The organism is Arsenicicoccus sp. oral taxon 190, assembly GCF_001189535.1.
Taxonomy (GTDB): domain Bacteria; phylum Actinomycetota; class Actinomycetes; order Actinomycetales; family Dermatophilaceae; genus Arsenicicoccus.
In genome coordinates, this window is sequence record NZ_CP012070.1 from 2649489 (window position 1) to 2669085 (window position 19597).

General features: G+C 73.3%; 20 protein-coding genes. 5 read left to right on the plus strand and 15 right to left on the minus strand.

All coding sequences use genetic code 11. The features are described from left to right. Positions 1–37: 37 nt before the first annotated feature. The 5 genes from ADJ73_RS12355 to ADJ73_RS12375 form a co-directional block, all read right to left on the minus strand. A complete protein-coding gene (locus ADJ73_RS12355; RefSeq protein ID WP_050348509.1) occupies positions 38–487 on the minus strand; it encodes a hypothetical protein in 450 nt (149 codons plus the stop codon). A 10-nt stretch (positions 488–497) separates the two neighbouring features. Further along, a complete protein-coding gene (locus tag ADJ73_RS12360; RefSeq protein ID WP_050348510.1) occupies positions 498–2867 on the minus strand; it encodes an ATP-binding cassette domain-containing protein in 2370 nt (789 codons plus the stop codon). A gap of 153 nt (positions 2868–3020) precedes the next feature. Then, positions 3021–3809 (minus strand): ABC transporter permease, encoded by a 789-nt coding sequence (locus ADJ73_RS12365; RefSeq protein WP_050348511.1) that lies wholly within the window; start codon positions 3807–3809, stop codon positions 3021–3023. Continuing rightward, on the minus strand, positions 3797–4546 hold the full coding sequence (locus ADJ73_RS12370; RefSeq protein WP_050348512.1) for an ABC transporter ATP-binding protein: 750 nt from the start codon (positions 4544–4546) through the stop codon (positions 3797–3799). Before ADJ73_RS12370 ends, ADJ73_RS12365 begins: the two co-directional genes overlap by 13 nt. Then, positions 4543–5106 carry a TetR/AcrR family transcriptional regulator gene (locus ADJ73_RS12375; RefSeq protein ID WP_050349438.1) on the minus strand — a complete coding sequence of 188 codons (564 nt, stop codon included), beginning with the start codon at positions 5104–5106 and terminating at the stop codon, positions 4543–4545. Before ADJ73_RS12375 ends, ADJ73_RS12370 begins: the two co-directional genes overlap by 4 nt. A gap of 69 nt (positions 5107–5175) precedes the next feature. Here ADJ73_RS12375 and ADJ73_RS12380 point away from each other — a divergent pair, with 69 nt between their 5' ends. The 3 genes from ADJ73_RS12380 (at position 5176) to ADJ73_RS12395 (ending at position 7858) form a co-directional block, all read left to right on the plus strand. Continuing rightward, on the plus strand, positions 5176–5601 hold the full coding sequence (locus ADJ73_RS12380; protein ID WP_082176976.1) for a MarR family winged helix-turn-helix transcriptional regulator: 426 nt from the start codon (positions 5176–5178) through the stop codon (positions 5599–5601). Next, positions 5598–7007, plus strand: a complete 1410-nt coding sequence (locus ADJ73_RS12385; RefSeq protein WP_050348514.1) for an MFS transporter — start codon at positions 5598–5600, stop codon at positions 7005–7007. The genes ADJ73_RS12380 and ADJ73_RS12385 overlap by 4 nt, the downstream gene beginning before the upstream one ends. Before the next feature lie 386 nt (positions 7008–7393). Beyond that, on the plus strand, positions 7394–7858 hold the full coding sequence (locus ADJ73_RS12395) for a PucR family transcriptional regulator (protein WP_050348516.1): 465 nt from the start codon (positions 7394–7396) through the stop codon (positions 7856–7858). Between the two features lie 24 nt (positions 7859–7882). Here ADJ73_RS12395 and ADJ73_RS12400 read toward each other — a convergent pair whose 3' ends face one another. The 3 genes from ADJ73_RS12400 to ADJ73_RS12410 all read right to left on the minus strand — a co-directional run bounded on the left by ADJ73_RS12400 (position 7883) and on the right by ADJ73_RS12410 (position 9638). Then, positions 7883–8326 (minus strand): NUDIX hydrolase, encoded by a 444-nt coding sequence (locus tag ADJ73_RS12400; RefSeq protein ID WP_050348517.1) that lies wholly within the window; start codon positions 8324–8326, stop codon positions 7883–7885. Between the two features lie 9 nt (positions 8327–8335). Beyond that, positions 8336–8842, minus strand: coding sequence for a single-stranded DNA-binding protein (locus ADJ73_RS12405; RefSeq protein WP_253272568.1), 507 nt, complete (start codon positions 8840–8842; stop codon positions 8336–8338). A 163-nt stretch (positions 8843–9005) separates the two neighbouring features. Beyond that, positions 9006–9638, minus strand: coding sequence for a hypothetical protein (locus tag ADJ73_RS12410; protein WP_050348518.1), 633 nt, complete (start codon positions 9636–9638; stop codon positions 9006–9008). Between the two features lie 119 nt (positions 9639–9757). Between ADJ73_RS12410 and ADJ73_RS12415 the strand changes: the two genes are divergently transcribed. Both ADJ73_RS12415 and ADJ73_RS12420 read left to right on the plus strand, forming a co-directional pair. Further along, positions 9758–11152 (plus strand): MFS transporter, encoded by a 1395-nt coding sequence (locus tag ADJ73_RS12415; RefSeq protein ID WP_050348519.1) that lies wholly within the window; start codon positions 9758–9760, stop codon positions 11150–11152. A gap of 156 nt (positions 11153–11308) precedes the next feature. After that, positions 11309–11668, plus strand: coding sequence for an RNA polymerase-binding protein RbpA (locus tag ADJ73_RS12420; protein WP_050348520.1), 360 nt, complete (start codon positions 11309–11311; stop codon positions 11666–11668). A gap of 196 nt (positions 11669–11864) precedes the next feature. Here the strand turns inward: ADJ73_RS12420 and ADJ73_RS12425 are convergent, their stop codons facing one another. From ADJ73_RS12425 to ADJ73_RS12455, 7 genes are all read right to left on the minus strand, one after another. Beyond that, a complete protein-coding gene (locus tag ADJ73_RS12425; RefSeq protein WP_253272569.1) occupies positions 11865–12413 on the minus strand; it encodes an FxsA family protein in 549 nt (182 codons plus the stop codon). After that, complete coding sequence (locus ADJ73_RS12430) at positions 12410–13174, minus strand: polyprenol monophosphomannose synthase (RefSeq protein WP_050348522.1); 765 nt, start codon at positions 13172–13174, stop codon at positions 12410–12412. Before ADJ73_RS12430 ends, ADJ73_RS12425 begins: the two co-directional genes overlap by 4 nt. A 42-nt stretch (positions 13175–13216) precedes the next feature. Continuing rightward, positions 13217–14767 (minus strand): apolipoprotein N-acyltransferase, encoded by a 1551-nt coding sequence (lnt, locus tag ADJ73_RS12435; protein WP_050348523.1) that lies wholly within the window; start codon positions 14765–14767, stop codon positions 13217–13219. 479 nt (positions 14768–15246) lie between these two features. Beyond that, the gene (locus ADJ73_RS12440; RefSeq protein ID WP_050348524.1) at positions 15247–15642 is read right to left on the minus strand and encodes a hotdog domain-containing protein; all 396 of its coding nucleotides are present in this window, start codon (positions 15640–15642) and stop codon (positions 15247–15249) included. Then, positions 15639–16439: an OAM dimerization domain-containing protein gene (locus tag ADJ73_RS12445; RefSeq protein WP_050348525.1), complete on the minus strand. Its 801-nt coding sequence runs from the start codon at positions 16437–16439 to the stop codon at positions 15639–15641. The genes ADJ73_RS12440 and ADJ73_RS12445 overlap by 4 nt, the downstream gene beginning before the upstream one ends. Then, positions 16436–18025, minus strand: a complete 1590-nt coding sequence (locus tag ADJ73_RS12450) for a lysine 5,6-aminomutase subunit alpha (protein WP_050348526.1) — start codon at positions 18023–18025, stop codon at positions 16436–16438. The genes ADJ73_RS12445 and ADJ73_RS12450 overlap by 4 nt, the downstream gene beginning before the upstream one ends. Next, entirely contained in the window at positions 18022–19596 is a 1575-nt protein-coding gene (locus tag ADJ73_RS12455) for an amidohydrolase family protein (protein WP_050348527.1), read from the minus strand. The genes ADJ73_RS12450 and ADJ73_RS12455 overlap by 4 nt, the downstream gene beginning before the upstream one ends. Position 19597 lies beyond the last annotated feature (1 nt).

The following is a 19597-nucleotide window of genomic DNA, read 5'->3' on the forward strand; positions in this document are numbered from 1 at the left end:
GGCACGGCGTCGCTCAGCGCTGCCTGCCTGCAGCAGGTCAGTCGACCGCGGTGATGGTCTGGTCCTGGCCGCCGAAGCTGAAGGTGTCGCCTGCGCGCAACCCGTGGATCACGTCGTAGATCGGGGCGTCGGTCGCGATGCCCTGGTAGCTCACGCCGCCGGACTCGAACTCGTCCGTCACGACGCCGACGACGTAGTGACGTCCCCCCAGCTCCACCACTGCGCCCGGCTGCACCGTGTCCGTGGTGGCCACGTCGAGCGCCCGCGCCTCCTTGAGGTCCAGTCGCTGCCGGGCGTCGACGGCGCCGAGCACACCGTGCAGGTCCCCGGCCTCATCGCGCTGGGCGTCGCCGTCGACCCGTCGCTCGCCCAGCTCGGCTGATGCCGCTGCGGCCTCGTCCTGGCCCGCCCGGGCACCCCCGGCTAGCTGGCCCGCCAGGTGGGCGATCAGATCGTCCTTGACCTGCTGCTTGCTGCGGCTGTCCATGACGTCCAGCCTAGGCCTCGACGTACGCGGCGAGGTGCTTGCCGGTGAGCGTGTCCCGCCGTTGCACGAGGTCGGCCGGGGTGCCCTCGAAGACGATCCGCCCGCCGTCGTGGCCGGCGCCCGGGCCGAGGTCGATGATCCAGTCCGCGTGGGCCATGACCGCCTGGTGGTGCTCGATCACCACGACCGACTTCCCGGAGTCCACGAGCCGGTCCAGCAGGGCCAGCAGGTTCTCCACGTCGGCCAGGTGCAGGCCCGTGGTGGGCTCGTCCAGGACGTAGACGGAGCCCTTCTCCCCCATCTGCGCGGCCAGCTTGAGGCGTTGCCGCTCGCCTCCGGACAGGGTCGTCAACGGCTGGCCGATCGTCAGGTAGCCCAGTCCCACGTCCGACAGGCGCGTCAGGATCGTGAGTGCGGCAGGGACTTTGGCCTCGCCCTCGGCGAAGAAGGCGCATGCCTCGTCCACCGACATCGCCATCACGGCGGCAATGTCCTTGCCGCCCAACAGGTAGTCGAGCACCTCGGCCTGGAATCCCTTGGCCTCGCACACCTCGCACGGCGCGGACACCGTGTCCATGAAGCCCAGCTCGGTGTAGACCACGCCCGCGCCCTTGCAGTTGGGGCACGCGCCCTCCGAGTTCGCCGAGAAGAGAGCTGGTTTCACGCCATTGGCCTTGGCGAAGGCCTTGCGCACCGGCTCCAGCAGCCCCGTGTAGGTCGCCGGGTTGGACCGCCGCGACCCCTTGATCGGCGCCTGGTCGATGACCACGACATCCTCGCGGGGCCCCAGCGACCCGTGGATCAGCGACGACTTGCCCGACCCCGCCACGCCCGTCACGCAGCAGAGCACGCCGAGGGGCACGTCGACGTCGACGGACTGCAGGTTGTGGCTGGTCGCGCCGCGAATCTCGGCGGCCCCGCTCGCCATACGCACCTCGTCCTTGAGCCGGGCACGGTCGTCCAGGTGCCGGCCCGTGATCGTCCCGCTCCCCCGCAGACCCGCCACGGTGCCCTCGAAGCACACCTCGCCACCCGCGGACCCGGCACCCGGCCCGAGGTCGACGACGTGGTCGGCGATCGCGATCATCTCCGGCTTGTGCTCGACCACCAGGACGGTGTTGCCCTTGTCGCGCAGCTGGATCAGCAGCTCGTTCATCCGCTGGATGTCGTGCGGGTGCAGCCCGACCGACGGCTCGTCGAGGACATAGGTGACATCCGTCAGCGACGACCCCAGATGACGAATCATCTTGGTGCGCTGCGCCTCTCCCCCACTGAGCGTCCCGGCGGGGCGGTCCAGCGACAGATAGCCGAGGCCGATCTCGACGAGGGAGTCCAGCAGGTGCAGCAGACCCGTGAGGAGCGGCGCCACCTCGGGCCGGTCCAACGAGCGCACCCAGGCCGCGAGGTCGGTGATCTGCATCGCGCAGCAGTCGGCGATGTTGACGCCCTCGACGCGCGACTCCAGCGCGTGCGGCGCGAGCCGGGTCCCCTCGCAGGCCGGGCAGGGGGCAAAGACGACCGCGCGGTCCACGAACGCCCGCACGTGCGGCTGCATCGCCTCGCGGTCCTTGGACAGCATCGACTTCTGGATGCGCGGGATGATGCCCTCGTAGGTCAGGTTGATGCCCTCGACCTTGATCTTGGTGGGCTCCTTGTGGAGCAGGTCCTCGCGCTGAGCCTTGGTGAACTTCCCGACGGGCTTGTCCATGTCGAAGCCGTAGCCGGAGAAGATCCGGCCGTACCACCCGTCCATGGAGTAGCCCGGCACCAGGATCGCCCCGTCCGCCAACGACTTCGACTCGTCGATGATCGCGCTGAGGTCGAAGTCCGAGACCCGGCCGGTGCCCTCGCACTCGGGGCACATGCCGCCGACGATGGCGAAGGTGCGCTTCTCCTTGGTCCCCTTCTTGGCCCCGGTCTGGATCGTCACGGCACCCGCGCCGGTGACGGACGGCACGTTGAAGGAGTAGGCCTGCGGCGATCCGACGTGCGGAGTCCCCAGGCGGGAGAACAGGACTCGCAGCATGGCATTGGCATCGGTGGCAGTGCCGACCGTGGAGCGCAGGTTGGCGCCCATCCGCTCCTGGTCCACCCGGATCGCGGTGGTGAGCCCCTCGAGGTGGTCCACGTCCGGCCGAGCCAGGGACGGCATGAAGCCCTGCACGAAGGAGCTGTAGGTCTCGTTGATCATCCGCTGGCTCTCGGCCGCGATGGTCGCGAAGACGAGCGAGCTCTTGCCGGACCCCGACACGCCCGTGAAGACCGTCAGCCGCCGCTTGGGCAGCTCGACGCTGACGTCCTTGAGGTTGTTCTCCCGCGCGCCGACCACGCGGATGAGGTCGTGGCTGTCGGCGGGCCGGCCCGTGCCGTCGCTGGTCATCGGTGTCTCCCTCCGGCCCCGCCCTGGTGCAGCGCCGCGCCTCAGGCTAGCGGCACCCGCTCCGGCGGTCAGCCGATCACCCGAGCCGTATGCCGCCCCCCCGGGGTCACCGGGGCCCCACCCCCATGGTCGTCAGGACCCCGGCCCCCGGGGTCACCGGGAGCGCCCGAGCTGTAGCCGGTCCCAGGCGGCGACGGTGGCGGCGACCGAGGCCACCGCGAGCGCCAGGACCGCCCCCAGCTGCAGCGGGCTCACCGTGGCGGCGGCCTGGGGACCAGCGCCGCCGGCCCACAGGACCCCGGCAGCCCACGGCACCCATGCCCCGGCACCGAGGCCCACCGCGAGCTGCGTCGCCACGACCAGACCCAGGATGACGGCGACCGGGGCGAGCACGCCCCGGGCGACCGTCGCCACCAGGGTCGCCGGGAACGCTCCGGCGGTGAGCAGCACCCCCAGGGCGGCGAGCCGACCCACGACCCGCCCGCACTCTCCTGCCGACAGGCCCGTCGCGAGACCGAGGAGGCCGACGATCAGGGCCACGCCTGCGCAGACGACGACCGCCCAGCCGGTCAGGACGACGCACTTGGCGAGGGCCACGTCCCGTCGCCGGGTGGGCTGGGCGAACAAGCCGGTGACCGTGCCGTCCTGGAACTCCCGGCCCACGCACCAGGCCATGACGATCCCCACGCCCAGCACGGTCAGACCGCCCGACAGCTGCGCCGCGGACGCCAGCAGTCCGTCGGGCCCGGCCACCGGGACGAGGGCGGCGGCCTTGGCCGCGAGCGGTGACGACCCGCCGCGGCCGACCCCGAGGTGGAGCAGCGCCGTCGCCCCGGGCACCAGCGTCAGGAGGGCGAGAGAGGCGGTGAGGGTCACCCGGCTGCGCCGCAGCTTGAGCCACTCCACGGCCACCGCGCTGCGGAGTCCGGTCAGGCGGGCCATCCGAGCTCCCCTCCGGCATCGGCGGTCGTCCGCCCGGCCCGCAGCACCGCGTCGAAGAAGGCGGCCCCCGGGTCGGGCACGGCCGGATCGATGGCCCCCACGACGCGGCCGCGGTGCAGCACCGTGATCACGGTGGCGATGCGGGCGAGCTCGTCGAGGTGATGGCCCGAGACGAGCACGGCGGCCCCGTCGTCGGCCCGTCGCCGCAGCGACGCGCGGAGCCGCAGCACCGCGACGGGGTCCAGGGCGTTGGTGGGCTCGTCCAGGACGAGCACGTCGGGGTCGTGCAGCAGCGCAGCGGCGAGCCCGACCTTCTGGCGCGTCCCGAGGGACAGGGTGCGGGCGCGACGGTCCAGCCACGGGGTGAGCGCGACCTCCTCGCAGGCCGCGACCACACGGCGGCGCGCCTCGACGGGCGCCAGCTGCCGCAGCCGCGACACGGCCAGCAGGTTGTCCCGCACCGTGAGCTCCGGGTAGCACAGGGGCGTCTCAACCAGGTGCCCCACCCGGCGCCACACGGCCGGTCGGGCGCGCCGGGCGCGCCCCCCCAGCACGAGCGCCTGCCCGGACGCCGGCGTCTGCATCCCGAGGAGCAGCCGCATCAGCGTGGTCTTGCCGGCCCCGTTGAGCCCGACGAGAGCGTGGACCGTCCCCGCCTCGACCCGCAGGTCGACCCCGTCGAGCAGCAGACGGCCCCCGGCGCGAGCGCACACCGACCGGGCCTCGAGCGCGGTCATCGCTCCTCCCCCGGCGCGGCGAGGACGGCGAGCGCCTCCACGACCACCATGCCGAGGTCGTCGCCACGCGGTCCGCGGGCCAGCAGCGCCGCCGTCAGCGCCCCCAGGCAGGCGCCGGCGCAGGCCTCGGCCACCTCCGGAGGTGCTCCGCCGTCCACGAGGGCGGCCACGATCCCCTGGTGGGTGGCGCGGTTGCTCTCCCAGGACCGTGCCCGCAGGCCGGGGTGCCCGGCGACGATCTGCAGCTGGCGGCGCACGGCTGCGACGGCCGGCTCCTCGGTAGCCAGGGCCTCCCACGCCTGCAGGATCCCGCGCCGCGCCCGCTCCAGCGGGGCCAGCTGCACCGGCTGCCGCGCGACCGCCTCGGCCATGGCGCGGTCCTCGCCGTCGCTCAGGACGACGTCCTCCTTGGTCGGGAAGTGCCGGAAGAAGGTCATGTGGGAGACACCCGCCGCGGTCGCGATCTCCTGGACGGTCACCTGGTCGAAGCCGCGGTCGAGGACGAGCTCCAGCGCGACCGCGCGGATGCGCTCGCGGGTGCGCTGCCCCTTGCCTGCCATGCCCCCCAGCATGACAGAAACGTTAGTCGCTAACAATAGCAACTTTACTTGCTGGGATACAATAGTTGTATGACAACAACCACCAGGGTCGATGCGGCCGAGGTGTGGATCCAGCTCGCCACGGTCTTCTCCGACAACCGGGCCTACTGGCAGCCACGCGTGGTCGAGCGGACCGGCATGCCCTTCAGCCGGTTCCGAGCGCTGCGCCGGCTCGAGCAGGCCCCCATGAGCGGCGGCGAGCTGGCGACCTCGCTGCGCGTCGACGCCCCCGCCGCGAGCGTCATCGTCGGCGACCTCGCAGCACGAGGGCTGGTCCGCAAGGAGGCCGACCCCGAGGACGGACGGCGCAAGATCATCACCGTCACCGACGAGGGACGGCGGCTCATGGACGACATACGAGCACTGCCTGAGCCGGTCCCCGCGCTCGCGGCGCTCTCCCCCGACGAGCTGGCCACCCTGCACACCCTGCTCACCAAGGTCCAGGAGGCCCGATGACCCAGCCCCGCAACCGCTGGCTGGTGCTGGCGATCTGCTGCATGAGTCTCTTCATCGTGGGGCTCGACGTGTCGGCCCTCAACCTGGCGCTGCCGTCGCTGCAGCGCGACCTGCACGTGAGCCCCTCCCGGCTGCAGTGGGTGCTCGACTCCTACACCGTGGTCCTCGCAAGCCTGCTGATGCTGTCCGGCTCGGTCGCCGACCGGGTCGGACGCCGCCGCGTCTTCCAGGTCGGCCTGGTCACCTTCGGGATCGGCTCGGCACTGTGCGCCTTCTCCACCTCCGGGGAGATGCTCATCGCCTGCCGGGTGCTGCAGGCGGTGGGCGGCTCGATGCTCAACCCGGTGGCCATGTCGATCATCACCACGACCTTCACCGACGCCCGCGAGCGCGCCCAGGCCATCGGCTTCTGGGGCGGGACGATCGGGCTGTCCATGGCCCTCGGACCAGTCGTGGGCGGCGTCCTGGTCGAGACGCTCGGCTGGCAGGCGGTGTTCTGGATGAACGTGCCGGTGACGCTCGCGGCGTTCGCGCTCGCAGCGCGCTACGTCCCGGAGTCGCGTGCTCCCCGCCCGCGCCGCCTCGACCCGGCCGGGCAGGCCCTGGTCATGGTCGGGCTCGGCTCGGTGACCTTCGCGCTCATCGAGGGGCGCGAGGCCGGTTGGGCCTCGCCGCTGGTGCTCGGCTGCCTCGCCGCGTCGGTGGTCGCCACGGCGACGCTGGTGGCGGTCGAGCTGCGCGCCGCCGAGCCGTTGATCGACCCCCGGTTCTTCCTCAGCCTGCCCTTCACCGGGGCCGTGGCCTCCGCGGTAGTAGGTTTCGCCGCGCAGGCGGGGTTCTTGCTGGTCAACACCCTCTACCTGCAGTCCGAGCGGGGTCTGTCGCCGCTGCACGCCGGCCTCATGACGGTGCCGATGGCGGTGTGCACCGGGCTCCTCGCGCCCGTGTCCGGCCGGGTCGTCGGCGTCCGGGGCCCGCGGCTGCCGATGGTCCTGGCCGGCCTCGGGATCGCGGCGTCCGCCCTGGTGCTGGGCACCATCACGGCGACCACGAGCACCCCGGTGCTGCTGCTGGCCTACGTGCTCTTCGGGTGCGGTTTCGGGCTGCTCAACGCGCCCATCACCAACGCCGCCGTCACCGGGATGCCGCGCAGCCGGGCCGGCGTGGCCGCGGCCGTCGCCTCGACCTCACGCCAGGTCGGCGCAGCGCTCGGCGTGGCGGTCTTCGGGACCCTGGCCTTCTCGGCCCTCGGCACGACCACGAGCAGCCTCGCGCTCGCCTCCCGCACCGGGTGGCACGTGATGGCCGGCTGCGGCGCCCTGCTGGTGGCGACCGGCCTGGTGGCGACCACGCCGGCGGCGCGCCGCAGCAGCCAGCGCGTCGCGGACCTGCTCGGAGCGCACTGACGGCGGATGGCCCGGGCGATCCGGTCGGCGTCGATCCGCAGCTCCCGGAACATGCCCGAGATCGGGTTGGCGAACCCCGTGAAGTAGAGCCCCGGCAGCGCCGGCTCGGCCCCGTGGGCCCTCGGCAGACCGCGACCGTCGAGCACCCCCAGCGGGCCCACGAGGGGCTCGAGGTTGTGCCGGTAGCCCGCCGCCACGACGACCGCGTCGGGACGCAGCCGGGTGCCGTCGGTCAGCACCACCTCGTCCCCCTCGAACCGCTCGGGAGCCTTGACCGGCACCACGGCCCGGCTCTGGATCGACCCGACGATGCCGAGCCGAACTGCTTGGAGAATCCGGCGACGATCGTCGGGAGGAAGAAGCTGAGGGCGTAGAGGCCGTAGCAGATGCCGAAGTACACGAAGGACAGCGCGAGCACCCGGCCGCTGGTCAGGGCCTTGCGGACGGACCAGCCGTGGGCCCGCTGGGTCTGGTCGTGCTCCTGGGCGATGCGGCGGGTCAGCCAGTCCCGCTCGTCCTCGGTCAGCCAGGTCGCGTCCGCCGGCCGGTCGGTGAGGTACGCCGCCCGACGGCACGTCCGCTGGCAGCTCGGCCCGCTGCTCGACCGTGACGCGGACACCGGCAGCGACCTGGTCGACACCCTGGGGGCCTACCTGGCCGAGGGGCGCTCGCACTCCGCGGCAGCGCAGCGCCTCGGCATCCACGCCAACACCCTCTACCAGCGGCTGCACCGCATCGACCGGTTGCTCGGACCGGGCTGGCGCGAGCCGTCGCGGGTCTTCGAGCTGCAGCTCGCGCTGGAGCTGCACCGGCTCGGCAGGTCCCACCCCGGTCGCGCGGCGCCGCGCTGACCGGCCGGCCCGGCCCGGCCCGCGTCAGCGGCCGAGGCCGTGCGAGTGCAGCGGCAGCCGGGCCGCCTCGGGGCCGTAGCGCACCACCGTGGCGAGGCTCGCCGGCCGGATGTCCACGTCGTAGAGCGCCTCCGCGTCGAACCACCGGAACTCCATCCCCGGCACCAGCGCGTCGGATCGGGCCCGGTCCACCCGCACCTCGAAGGCGAGGTTGATCTCGTGGTGGGCGACCCCGTCGAGGACGAAGGCGTTCTCGACCACCGCGACGAGGTCCGCCACGTTGGCCTCCAGGCCCAGCTCGTCGAGGATGTCGCGGTGCAGGGCGTCCTTGGCGGACTCCCCCAGCTGCACGGGCCCGCCCGGCAGGAACCAGTAGTCGTGGTCAGTCAGCCGCGTCAGCAGGACCCGGGGGCCGCTGCGGACGACCGCGGACACGACGACGTCGAACTTCTCCGGTCGATTCGCCATGGCACGACTCTAGGAGGCATCGCCTCCCGACGGGAGACGGGGTGCCGGTCGTTGCTCACGGCCGTCCACCTCGTCCGGGTCCCCGGACAGGCGCACGATCGTGACGACCTCCGCCTCGACCTCGTATCGCGACTGGGCCGGGACGGCCCCCCGGAAGAACCGCCGCCGCAGCGCGCCGGTGACCTCGACCACGTCCCCGGCCGCCAGCACGAGCCCGACCTCCCGGGCCCGCCCCTGCCAGCAGGCGACGTCGATGGTGTCGACCGTGGCGGGCCGGCGACCCTGGTCACGCGCCGTCGGGTCGGGCGGCCGCCGCACCACCAGCCGCAGCGTCACGGGGCTCGCCCCGCTGGGGAGCTCACGGACCTCCGGGTCGGCGCTGACCCGCCCCACGAGGCGCACCTCGTTGACCGCCTCCACCACGCTGCTCCCTGCCCGGTCACCCGTCGCCCGGTCATCCGTCACCCGGTCACCCGTCGCCCGGTCACTCGTCTCGACCGTCTCCACCTGTGCCACGTCCACTCCTCCACCTCGTCCGGGGGCTCGGGACCACGGTGCCGCGCAGGCGGCATACGGGACAGGCGGGGAGAGCCGGCCTGTGGACGAACGGCCGGGACCGCGACGCGCTGTGGACAACCACGCGGCGGGACGGGTTCCGAGAGGTGACGCCCCGCCGACGTCAGGGGCGCCCGCACCGTCGTCCGACGCGGACGACCTCCCGTGGCGCCGCGGTGGCTGGTTCGACGGGGACGGCCACCTCCCGGCCGCTCTCGAGCCGCAGCACGAGCCGCGACGGCCCCTCCCACCGGAGGCCGGCGAGGGCGCCGCCCGGATCGTCCTCGTTGACGCACGCGGCCTCCCACCGCCGCGACGAGGGCGCCTGGTCGAGGTGCCGCAACACCACGGTGATCACCGGCGACAGCTCGTCCCCGTCGGTCGTCACCTCTGCCGCGTATGCCGCCACGCCCGCCTGCCGGGGCGCGGGCACCACCTGCTGGTCCCGCCCCGGGTGGACTCCCGCGCTGATCACCAGGCCGACGAGGCCGAACACCGTGGCGCCCAGCGCAGCCAGCAGGATCGTCACGACCAGGCGGCCCTGCGGCTCCCGCACCAGCGAGCGCAGACCCCAGGCGAGGAGCAGGTAGCCCGCGACCCCGTGCACGACCGGGTGGTCGAGCAGCTCGTGGACGAGCAGCGACCCGGTCGGGTTCGCGTGGCCCCAGGCGGTCGCCAGCAGCAGGACCGCGCCGGCGGCGAGCCACCACGGAGCGCGCCGGCGGGCCCGGTCCCCGGTGACGTCCGATCTACGCACCGTCCCATCATGCCGTCCGGGTGACCTCGGGTCGTGGTGCGGCAGATCGGGACGATCCTGGCGCTAGCATCCGGCTCGACGGTCCTCGGGCGGCGAGGTCGCCGGCCGAGGAGACACGGATGTCCAGCACGACCGCGGCGCGGGCGCGCCGACGCAGCACCCGCCACCAGCGCGCCTGGTACTGGTACGACTGGGCCAACTCCGCCTACGTCACGACGACGGCCACCGTGCTCATGGGCCCCTACCTAACCAGCATCGCCAACCGCGCGGCGTGCCCCGGCCAGCCCGTGACGCAGGTGTGCCGGACCGACCTGTCGGTCCTCGGGGTGCCCGTGTCCCCCGGGTCGCTCTACCCCTACGTCACGACGGTGACCACCGTCCTGTCCGCGGTGCTGCTCGTCGCGGTGGGCGCCGTCGCCGACCGGTCCGCGGCGCCGCAGCGGCTGCTCGGCTGGTTCGCGGCCGTCGGGGCGGCCGCGGCGGCGGCCATGGTCTTCGTCCAGGGCACCGGCTGGCAGCTCGGGGTGGCGCTGCTCATGGTGGCGTCGCTGTGCCTGGGGTGCACGCTCGTGATCTACGACGGCATCCTGTGCCGGATCGCCGGACCCGACGACCGGGACCGCGTCTCGTCCCGCGGCTGGGCGCTGGGCTACGTCGGCGGGGCGCTGCTGCTGGCGGCCAACTTCGGGCTGCTCACGGTCCACGACAGGCTCGGGCTGACGACGGACCAGGCGGTGCGGATCAGCCTGCTCTCCGCCGGGCTGTGGTGGGGCGTCTTCACCCTGATCCCCGTGCTCGGCCTGCGGGACCTGCCACCGCAGCCGCTGCCCGACGACCTGCCACCGGACGCCGGCCCGCGCGCCGGCACGGTGGGCGGGGCCTTCGCCCAGCTCCGCGACACCCTCACCGAGCTGCGTGGCTACCCCCAGACCCTGCTCTTCCTGCTCGCCTACCTCTTCTTCAACGACGGCATCCAGACGGTGATCAGCGCCTCGAGCCTCTTCGGGTCCAGCGAGCTCGGTATGGCGCAGTCGCAGGTGCTGCTGACCTTCCTGGTCGTCCAGGTCGTCGCCGTCGGCGGGGCGCTCGGCTTCGGGCGGCTGGCCGCGCGATTCGGTGCGCACCGCACGGTGCTGGCCAGCCTGGTCGTGTGGACGGTGGTGGTGGCCGTGGCGTTCGTGGTGCCCCGGGGCAGCTTCCCCGCCTTCGTGGCGCTCGGGGTGCTCATCGGTGTCGTGCTTGGCGGCACCCAGGCCCTGTCGCGCTCCCTCTACAGCCAGCTGGTCCCCCGCGGGCGGGAGTCGGAGTTCTTCAGCCTCTACCAGGCGATGGAGCGCGGGACCAGCTGGTTCGGCACGCTGCTCTTCGGCCTGATGCAGCAGTGGACGCACTCCTACCGCCTGTCCATCGTCGCGCTCGTGGTCTTCTTCGTCGTCGGCGGAGTGCTGCTGTCCAAGGTCGACGTGCGCGCCGGTATCCGCGCAGCCGGCAATGCGCAGCCCGCAGTCGTCTAGAATGAAGGCTTTGGGTCGGTCTCGCCAGCATGGCGCCGCCCGTGGCGGCATCCAACCAGCGGGCCGCATCCCAGGAACAACCCCGGTCGTGCCGGCGTTCACCTGGGTGATCCGTAGACCGGATGGCTCCGCGGAGCCGATCGAAAGGGGTTTGACATGGCCGAGCGTTCACTGCGTGGATCGCGACTCGGGTCCTTCAGCATGGAGACCGATGACGGCGTCGTCCCCAGCGAGCGGCAGATCGTCGCCTACACGTGCCCGCAGGGCCACGTGACCGAGCTGCCCTTCTCCATCGAGGCCGAGGTGCCCGGCACCTGGGAGTGCCGCTGCGGCGAGCTGGGTCGGCTGCAGGGCGGTGACGCTCCTGAGGAGAAGCCCGCCAAGCCCGCCCGCACCCACTGGGACATGCTGCTGGAGCGTCGCTCCGTCAAGGAGCTGGAGGAGCTGCTGGAGGAGCGCCTCACCCTGCTGCGCGAGTCGCGCGGGGAGAAGCCGCGCCCCAAGCGCACCGCCTGACGCCTCGCTGACGCCACGACGGCCCGGACCCCGACTGGGGTCCGGGCCGTCGTCATGTCCCCCCCGCCCCCGCCCGACAACGTGGACGGGTTTGGTTCCCCCGGCGCCCACGCCCCCGCCCCCCGACAACGTGGACGGGTTTGGTTCCCCCGGCGCCCAAGACGTCCACGATCGCGGGCAAAGGGGGGAAGGGGAGCTAGAGGATTTCGCCCTCGATGATGTCGTCGTCGGGGCGCTGCGGTCCGGTGCGACCGTCGGCGCCGGAGGTGGGCGGGCGGCCGAAGGTGGGCGGTTGGCCGTGCGGTGGGCCGCCGGCATACGGCCGGTAGACCCGCACGCCGGGACCGCTCGAGAGCAGCCGCCGCGTGACGACCCGGGTCAGCAGGGTGCGCGCCGGGCGTCGGGTGACGGGCAGCAGGCACAGCAGGCCGAGCGCGTCGGTGACGAAGCCGGGGGCCAGCAGCAGCGTCCCGCCGACGAGGACCAGGGCGCCGTCCGACAGCTCACCGGCGGGCATCCGCCCGCTCGCGATCGCCTCCTGCAGAGCGCGCCAGGCGGCGCGGCCCTCCCGCTTGAGCAGGTAGGCGCCGAGTGCCGACAGCAGCAGCAGCGCCGCGACGGTCGGCCAGCCGCCGATCACCTTGCCGACGGCGATGATGACGGCGACCTCGACGACCGGAACGACGACGAGCAGCACCAGGACGAGCGCGGGCCACCGGGAGCGATGCCGCGTGGGGGTGCTCACAGCGACTCCCACCGCTCGGTGCGCGGCGCCGGCGCGAGGGCGCGCAGCTGGCCGCCGCGGTGGCTCAGGCCCCAGCGGGTGATCCGCAGCATGGACTCGCGGACGATGTCGCCGTTCATCTTGGAGTCACCGATCTCGCGCTCGACGAAGGTGATCGGGACCTCCCGGATGGCGAGGCCGGCCCGAGCGGTGCGCCAGGTCAGGTCGGTCTGGAAGCAGTAGCCGAGGGACTCGACGTCGTGCAGCCCGATCCGCCGCAGCGTGTCGGCGCGGTAGGCACGGAACCCCGCGGTGGCGTCGCGCACCGGCATCCCGAGCATCACCTGGATGTAGGCGTTGCCGCCGACGCTGAGCAGCTTGCGGTGCCACGGCCAGTTGACGATGCCGCCGCCGGGGACCCACCGCGACCCGATGACCAGGGCGACGTCGGGGTCGGCGAGCTCGGCGAGCAGGCTCGGGAGCTGCTCGGGCTGGTGGGAGCCGTCGGCGTCGATCTCGACCAGGACGTCGTAGCCCTCGGCGAGGCCCTGCCGGAACCCGGCGAGGTAGGCGGCGCCGAGCCCCTCCTTGCCGCGCCGGTGCAGCACCCGCACCCGGTCGTCGGCCGCGGCGAGCGCGTCGGCGACGTCCCCGGTGCCGTCCGGGGAGCTGTCGTCGAGGACCAGGAGGTCGGCGTCGGGGACCGCGTCGCGCAGGCGGCGCACGATCAGCGGCAGGTTGTCCCGCTCGTTGTAGGTCGGGATGAGGACCAGGGTGCGCATGTCAGTGTCAACCGTCCAGGGGTCGCGTTGGTTCCGGTCAGCCTAGCCGCGGCGGGTGCGGCGCCCGGTCGTCCTCCACAGGGCCCCGGCCAGCAGCACCGCCATGCCGAGCCACACCGGGAGGTCGCCGATGCGGACAGCGGGTGTCGTCTCCGAGCGCAGCGGCAGGTCCGCGCGCAGCCCGGCGGGGGTGAAGAGCGCGGTCTGCTGGTGCGCCACCCCGTCGGGGGTGATCAGCGCGGACGCGCCCACGGTGGAGATGTGCACGACGGACCGGCCCATCTCCACGGCCCGGACCCGGGAGATCGCGAGCTGCTGGTAGGACTCGTCGGTGTAGCCGAACGTGGCGTTGTTGGTCTGCACCGCCAGCAGGCGCGAGCCGTGGGTGATGGCGTCGCGCATGATGTCGTCGTAGGCGACCTCGAAGCAGATCCCGAGACCCACGGTGACCGGCCCGGAGCGGGTGGGCACGGGCATCGCCCCGACGGTGGTGCCGGCGCTGAAGTCGTGGGTCAGCAGGTCCACCTTGTCGCTGAAGTGCCGGAAGAAGGACCGGTAGGGGATGTACTCCGCGAAGGGCACGGGGTGCCGCTTGGCGTAGTCGGCGACCGGGCCGCGGCCGGGGCTCCACAGCATCGTGGTGTTCTTGATGAGGCCGTGGTCGTCGGTGCGCAGCGTGCCGACCAGGATGGGCGCCTGGGCGTGCGCCGCGGTGTCGGAGATGACCTGGCCGGCATCGGGGTTGCGGACCGGGTCGATGTCGGAGGAGTTCTCGGGCCAGACCACCAGGGCGGGGGTGGGGCGCCCGGCCGCGCTCCCCTGGTCGATCGCGCGACGGGTCTGCGCGGCGTGGTTGTCGAGCACCTGGCGACGCTCGGCGTTGAAGTCCAGCCCGGCGCGGGGGACGTTGCCCTGCACCGCGAGCACGTCCATCGGGTCGCCGTCCGTGGGCACCGGCAGCAGCGCGGGCCCCCAGGTGATGGCCGCCGCGGCGAGCAGCGGCGCGAGGACCCGGGCCGTATGCCGGGGCCCGCCCGCCCGCCCGGCCGCCCTGGTCACGCCCCCACGGGCCCGGACCACGGCGAGCGCCGCAGCGGCGAGGAGCCCGCCGACGAGGGCGACCGCGGCCGTCAGGCCGGGGGTGCCGACCCACCGCACGAGCGGCAGGATGGGGGCGTCGGCCTGGCCGAAGGCGATCTTGAGCCAGGGGAAGCCGCCGAAGGGGGTCACCGACCGCAGCCACTCCCCCACGGTCCAGGCTGCGGCCACGACGAGCGGGTAGGGCAGGGCGCGTCCCGGTCGCTGCGAGAGCCAGCCGCAGGCCGCCGCGGTCAGGCCCACGTAGAGCGCCTCCAGGACGCTCAGCGCGACCCAGGGCAGGTTGCCGACGTAGATCCCGGACCAGTGCAGCGCCGGCAGGTAGGCCGCCAGGCCGGCCACGACGCCGATGCCGAAGCCGCGTCGCGCGCCCGCGGCGTGACTGGCCAGCGCGAGCAGGGCGATGCCGACCGGGGCCAGCGCCCAGAGGTCGTGGGACGGCCACGACAGCCACAGGGCGAGACCGCCGGCAGCGGCGAAGAGGATGCGGCGCACCCGCGACACCTTAGTGGTGCCGGCACTGGGCGCAGCACAGCCCGCACGCCGTTGGGACCGCCGCGGCCGACGCATGGTCGAGGCCGCACCGTTTTCTACTAGGCGTGCGGGCCGAGCTGCTGTCCGAGGGTTGGAGCGGGTCCCCTCCGTGCGCGGTTGCGCACAGCGATCCCAGAGCCCCGAACGGTCGCGAGTGCCTCGCTCCCAGGCCGGACAACCACCGACAACCTAGAGCCCTGCCCACTGCAGCTGTCAAACCCCCGCTGACCAGCGGTTTTACGCATCCCTGCAGGTCAGCGGGGTGCTGACGGGTCTCGTTTCGATCACGAACCTCGGCGTGTCGCGTGCGACACGCCGAGGAGTGACGCGATTCACCGTCCGGACTAATGCGGTGACCCACCGTCAAACCGGACTCAGCGCTCCGTGGCAGGTGCGGCATCAGGGCGGTCTGCTCCAACAGCCGGGCCCACCGACGACCGCTATGCGGCCGGGCCGGGGACCACCACGACCCCGCGGGCCGTCGTCGCGACCAGCGGCGGGTCCAGGACGTCGGCGGCGGACTCGCCCCGGGCCGGGTTGCCACGGGCGACCACGCGGACCTCGAAGTCCAGCTCCCGGGACCGGCGCCCGACCCGCACAACGGTGCAGCTGATCTCCAGGCAGTCCCCCGCCCGCACCGGCGCCCGGAACTGCACGTCCTGGTAGGACGCGAAGAGCCCCTCGTCGCCGTCGGTCCGGATGCACATCTCGGTCGCCACGTCACCGAAGGCGGCCAGCGAGTAGGCGCCGTCGACGAGGTTGCCGGCGTAGTGGGCGTGGGAGTAGGGGACGTAGCGACGGTGAACGACGGTGTCGCCGACGGTGGCGGTGGTCATCGGGGATCCTTCCGGTTGCGGGCAGGCTGGCGGGTGCCCCGGGGCGGGTCGCCGGACGCGTCGGCACCCCGGGTCGTGATGGCGTGGACGAGGTAGGAGGCCACCTCGCCGGGCGTCGTCCCCTTGCCGAAGACGCGGTCGACCCCGAGCGTGGCCGCCGAGCCCTCGTCGAAGCGGGGTCCGCCGACGACGAGCAACGGCGCCCGACCCGCCGGGTAGGCCTCCCGGAAGGCCGCGGACATCTCCTGCGTGTTGTGGATGTGGGCGTCGCGCTGGGTGACAACCTGGGACACCAGCACCGCGTCGGCCTGCTCGGCGCGGGCGCGCTCGACGAGGTCCGGCACCAGCACCTGGGCACCGAGGTTGACGACGGTGATCTCGGAGTAGTACTCCAGGCCCTTCTCCCCCGCGAAGCCCTTGATGTTGAGGATCGCGTCGATGCCGACGGTGTGCGCGTCGGTGCCGATGCACGCCCCCACCACGACGAGGGGGCGGCGCAGCTGCTTCTTGAGGGCGGCGTTGACGTCCTTGGCCGCGAGCAGCGGGTAGTCGCGCTCGACCACCTGCACGTCGCGCAGGTCGACCAGGTGCGTGACGCTGCCGTAGACCACGAAGAACGTGAAGTCCGGGCCGATCGCCTTGGCGTGAACCAGCAGCGCGGGCCGCATCCCCATCTTCTCGGCGAGCTGCAGCGCCGCGCCCTCGGCACGCTTGTCGTGGGGCACGGGCAGCGTGAACGAGACCTGCACCATCCCGTCGCCGGTGGTGTCGCCATACGGCCTGATCAGGTCGCTCATCGCGCGCTCCCCTCCTCCAGCAGCGTCATGGTCGGGTTGTCGTAGTCGGGTCCCTTGCGCACGACGCCGTCCAGCCCCTTGCCGGCGTTAGCAGGGCGCTTCATGAGGCCGAAGGTGCCGTCCGCGATGGCCTCGAGAAGGGTGTCGTCGGCGATGCGCACCAGCAGGTCCACGGCCTCGGAGAGCACCCGGCGGGCCCGGGTCTGGATGAAGCCGTCGGTGGGCGGGCGGAAGTCCTCGCGCAACCCGCGGCCGGCCTCCAGGGCGTAGCGGACGTTCTGGAGGGCGAGGTCCCGGTCGGACAGGAAGGGGGTGACGACGGCCTCGGTCATCATCCCCACGAGCAGGATGCCCTGGTCGGTCAGGCCGCCGACGAGGTTGAAGAACCCGTCGAGCAGGTAGCCGCGGAAGACGTCGCCGGTCATGTGCTTGGTCGGGGGCATCCACTTCAGCGGGGCCCGGGGGAAGAGGTCCCGGGCGAGCATGGCGTGGGCCAGCTCCATCCGGAAGGAGTCGGGCAGGTCCGGGTTGATCTCGAAGGCGTGCCCCAGACCGAGCTGCCAGTCGGCGAGCCCCGCCTCCTTGGCGAAGTACTCGTTGAGCAGCTGGCTGACGGTGACCGTGTGCGCCGCCTCCACCGCGTCGGCGGTGGTGAGGTAGTTGTCCTCGCCGGTGTTGATGATGATCCCCGCGCGCGCGTGGATCTGGCGGGAGAACCGCTGGTCGACGAAGGTGCGGATGGGGTTGATATCGCGGAAGAGGATGCCGTACATCGAGTCGTTGAGCATCATGTCCAGCCGCTCGAGGCCGGCCAGCGTGGCGATCTCGGGCATGCACAGCCCCGACGCGTAGTTGGTGAGGCGCACGTAGCGGCCGAGCTCCTTGCTCGTCTCGTCCAGCGCGGCCCGCATCAGCCGGAAGTTCTCCTGCGTGGCGTAGGTGCCCGCGTAGCCCTCACGGGTGGCGCCCTCCGGGACGTAGTCCAGCAGCGACTGGCCGGTCGAGCGGATGACGGCGATGACGTCCGCGCCCCCGCGGGCCGCGGCCTGGGCCTGCGGCATGTCCTCGTAGATGTCGCCGGTCGCGACGATGAGGTAGACCCACGGGCGGGCGGGGGCGTCGCCGACCTTGGCGATCAGGCGCTCCCGGGCGGCGCGCTGGCGGTCGATGCGCGTCATCCCCTGGGTGACGGCACGTCTCGCGAGGCGCTGGGCGGCAGTGCGGTCCTTGCCCTCCGGCACACGGAAGGTCACGGCGCCCGCAGCGGCCTTCTGCGCCAGGGTGAGCAGGTCGGGGGCCTCGCCGCGCGCGAGGGCGTCGTGCACCGGCGTGGTGACCCCGCCCTCGAGCCCGACCTGGTCGCGCACGCCCGCCACCAGGTGGTTGACCCACGGGACGCGCTCGTGGTCGGCGCCGGCCAGCCCCGCGAGGCGCAGCGTGGCGCGCTCGACCGAGACCGTGGTGTGCTCCTGCGCCAGGCGGACGACCGGGCGTCCCGCCCGGCGGGCGAGGCTCCTCGCGCGACGCACGACCTGCGGGTCCAGGTCGAGGTGGGCGCGGGCACCCGGCGCGGGTGTGCGGGTCATGGCAGAGCTCCTTCGCTCTCGTGGATCGTGCGTCCGCCGACGACCGTCAGCAGGGCGCGGGGGGTGGGGGCCTCCGGGCGCAGCCGCGGCAGGCCGGGGGTCTCGAGCTGGGAGTGCGGGCCCTCGCCGAGCTCGCCCGGCGGCACCTCCCACACCACGAAGTCGGCCGGGAGCCCGACGCCGAGGTAGCCGCGGGTGTCGTGGCCGGAGGCGTGCCAGCCGCCCACCGTGTGGGCGTGGAAGGCCTCTCCCACAGAGACCCGCTCCTCCTCGAACCGGTGCCAGCGGGCGGAGCGCAGGGTCTGCCACGGGTCGAGGTCCAGCCACGGCGAGGTGCTGGCGAGGGCGCTGAGCAGGCCGTCGACGCCGAGCGAGCCGAAGCGCATCATCTCTCGCGCCCGGACGGTGCCGAGGGCCCGCGTGAAGTCCCCCTCCGGCCCTCCCCAACGGCTGTCCACCTGGGGGACGCGCACCACGACCACGCCGAGGTCGATCAGCGTGCCCAGCACGCGCGGGTCCGCCAGGGCCAGGGTCATGGTGCGGTGGCGCAGCGAGCGGAAGCGGTCCAGCCCCACGGTCCGCACCGCGGTGCGCATGCCGTCGATCATGGCGTCGGCCGCCCGGTCCCCCATCGCGACGAGGCTGGTGCGGATCCCGGCGAGCGATGCCGCGACGAGGTGCTCGGCGATCGTCTCGGCGGGCATCGGGTCGGGGCCGACCTGGCCGGGCAGGTCGATGTAGGTCTCGTGCAGGGCCGCCTGGTGGCTGTTGACCGGCCCGTCGACCTGCAGCATGAAGCCGTGCAGGTCGTGCTCCCGCAGGAGCACGGCGGGGTCCTCGTCGGGGCGGCAGACGTGCCGCAGGTAGCGCTGCACGACCGGGCCCGGCAGCTGCGGGCGCGTCGTCGTGAAGCCGTCCAGGAGCCGCGGGCTGGAGATGTGGTCGTGCAGGCAGCCGATGCCGTGGGCCGCCGCGGCCGACAGGGCGCCGTCGAGGATCGCCTGCTGCTGGGCGGGCGTCCGCTGCGCCACGATCGCCGTGAGGAGCGCGCCGAGGCCCGGCCTGCGCGTCATGTCGGCCAGGCCGCGGGTGTCCACCCCCACCTGCGCGGCGCCGGCGGTGAACGCCGGGGAGCAGACGCAGGCCCCCTTGTCCGCCCGCAGGATGACGGCCGGTCGTCCCTCCACGGCGCGAGCCAGCTCCTCGGGCGCCGGCGGGCGCTGCTCGGGCCAGCGTCCCTCGTCGTAGCCGAAGCCCGTCACCGGGCCCTGCGACGTGCGGGCGGCGGCCGCCAGCCGGTCCAGCGCGTCGGTCAGCGAGCGCGCCCCCGTCAGCTGGGTCAGCGAGCGCCACTCGGCGCTCTCGGCCACGAAGTGGATCGGGTCGACGAACGGCGTCGTCACCAGGCACCCGTGCAGGTCCACCACCCGGTCGGCCTCGTCCACCTGGCCGTCGGCGTCGGCCTCGCCGCCGACCCAGAGCACCCGCGTGTCGTCCACCAGCATGGCTGTGGGGAAGCCGCGGGTGGGGACGTAGACGTGGCCGTTGCGGTAGAGGGTGCGTCGTCGCATG

What these genes read in the sequence shown, in the direction of transcription:
- ADJ73_RS12440 (WP_050348524.1), bottom strand. Translation starts at nt 15,642, where the DNA reads ATGACCACCGCCACCGTCGGCGACACCGTCGTTCACCGTCGCTACGTC.
- ADJ73_RS12450 (WP_050348526.1), bottom strand. Translation starts at nt 18,025, where the DNA reads ATGACCCGCACACCCGCGCCGGGTGCCCGCGCCCACCTCGACCTGGAC.
- ADJ73_RS12385 (WP_050348514.1), top strand. Translation starts at nt 5,598, where the DNA reads ATGACCCAGCCCCGCAACCGCTGGCTGGTGCTGGCGATCTGCTGCATG.
- ADJ73_RS12455 (WP_050348527.1), bottom strand. Translation starts at nt 19,596, where the DNA reads ATGCGACGACGCACCCTCTACCGCAACGGCCACGTCTACGTCCCCACC.
- ADJ73_RS12395 (WP_050348516.1), top strand. Translation starts at nt 7,394, where the DNA reads ATGCCGAAGTACACGAAGGACAGCGCGAGCACCCGGCCGCTGGTCAGG.
- ADJ73_RS12375 (WP_050349438.1), bottom strand. Translation starts at nt 5,106, where the DNA reads ATGGCAGGCAAGGGGCAGCGCACCCGCGAGCGCATCCGCGCGGTCGCG.
- ADJ73_RS12445 (WP_050348525.1), bottom strand. Translation starts at nt 16,439, where the DNA reads ATGAGCGACCTGATCAGGCCGTATGGCGACACCACCGGCGACGGGATG.
- ADJ73_RS12365 (WP_050348511.1), bottom strand. Translation starts at nt 3,809, where the DNA reads ATGGCCCGCCTGACCGGACTCCGCAGCGCGGTGGCCGTGGAGTGGCTC.
- ADJ73_RS12415 (WP_050348519.1), top strand. Translation starts at nt 9,758, where the DNA reads ATGTCCAGCACGACCGCGGCGCGGGCGCGCCGACGCAGCACCCGCCAC.
- ADJ73_RS12370 (WP_050348512.1), bottom strand. Translation starts at nt 4,546, where the DNA reads ATGACCGCGCTCGAGGCCCGGTCGGTGTGCGCTCGCGCCGGGGGCCGT.
- ADJ73_RS12400 (WP_050348517.1), bottom strand. Translation starts at nt 8,326, where the DNA reads ATGGCGAATCGACCGGAGAAGTTCGACGTCGTCGTGTCCGCGGTCGTC.
- ADJ73_RS12355 (WP_050348509.1), bottom strand. Translation starts at nt 487, where the DNA reads ATGGACAGCCGCAGCAAGCAGCAGGTCAAGGACGATCTGATCGCCCAC.
- ADJ73_RS12380 (WP_082176976.1), top strand. Translation starts at nt 5,176, where the DNA reads ATGACAACAACCACCAGGGTCGATGCGGCCGAGGTGTGGATCCAGCTC.
- ADJ73_RS12360 (WP_050348510.1), bottom strand. Translation starts at nt 2,867, where the DNA reads ATGACCAGCGACGGCACGGGCCGGCCCGCCGACAGCCACGACCTCATC.
- ADJ73_RS12430 (WP_050348522.1), bottom strand. Translation starts at nt 13,174, where the DNA reads ATGCGCACCCTGGTCCTCATCCCGACCTACAACGAGCGGGACAACCTG.
- ADJ73_RS12420 (WP_050348520.1), top strand. Translation starts at nt 11,309, where the DNA reads ATGGCCGAGCGTTCACTGCGTGGATCGCGACTCGGGTCCTTCAGCATG.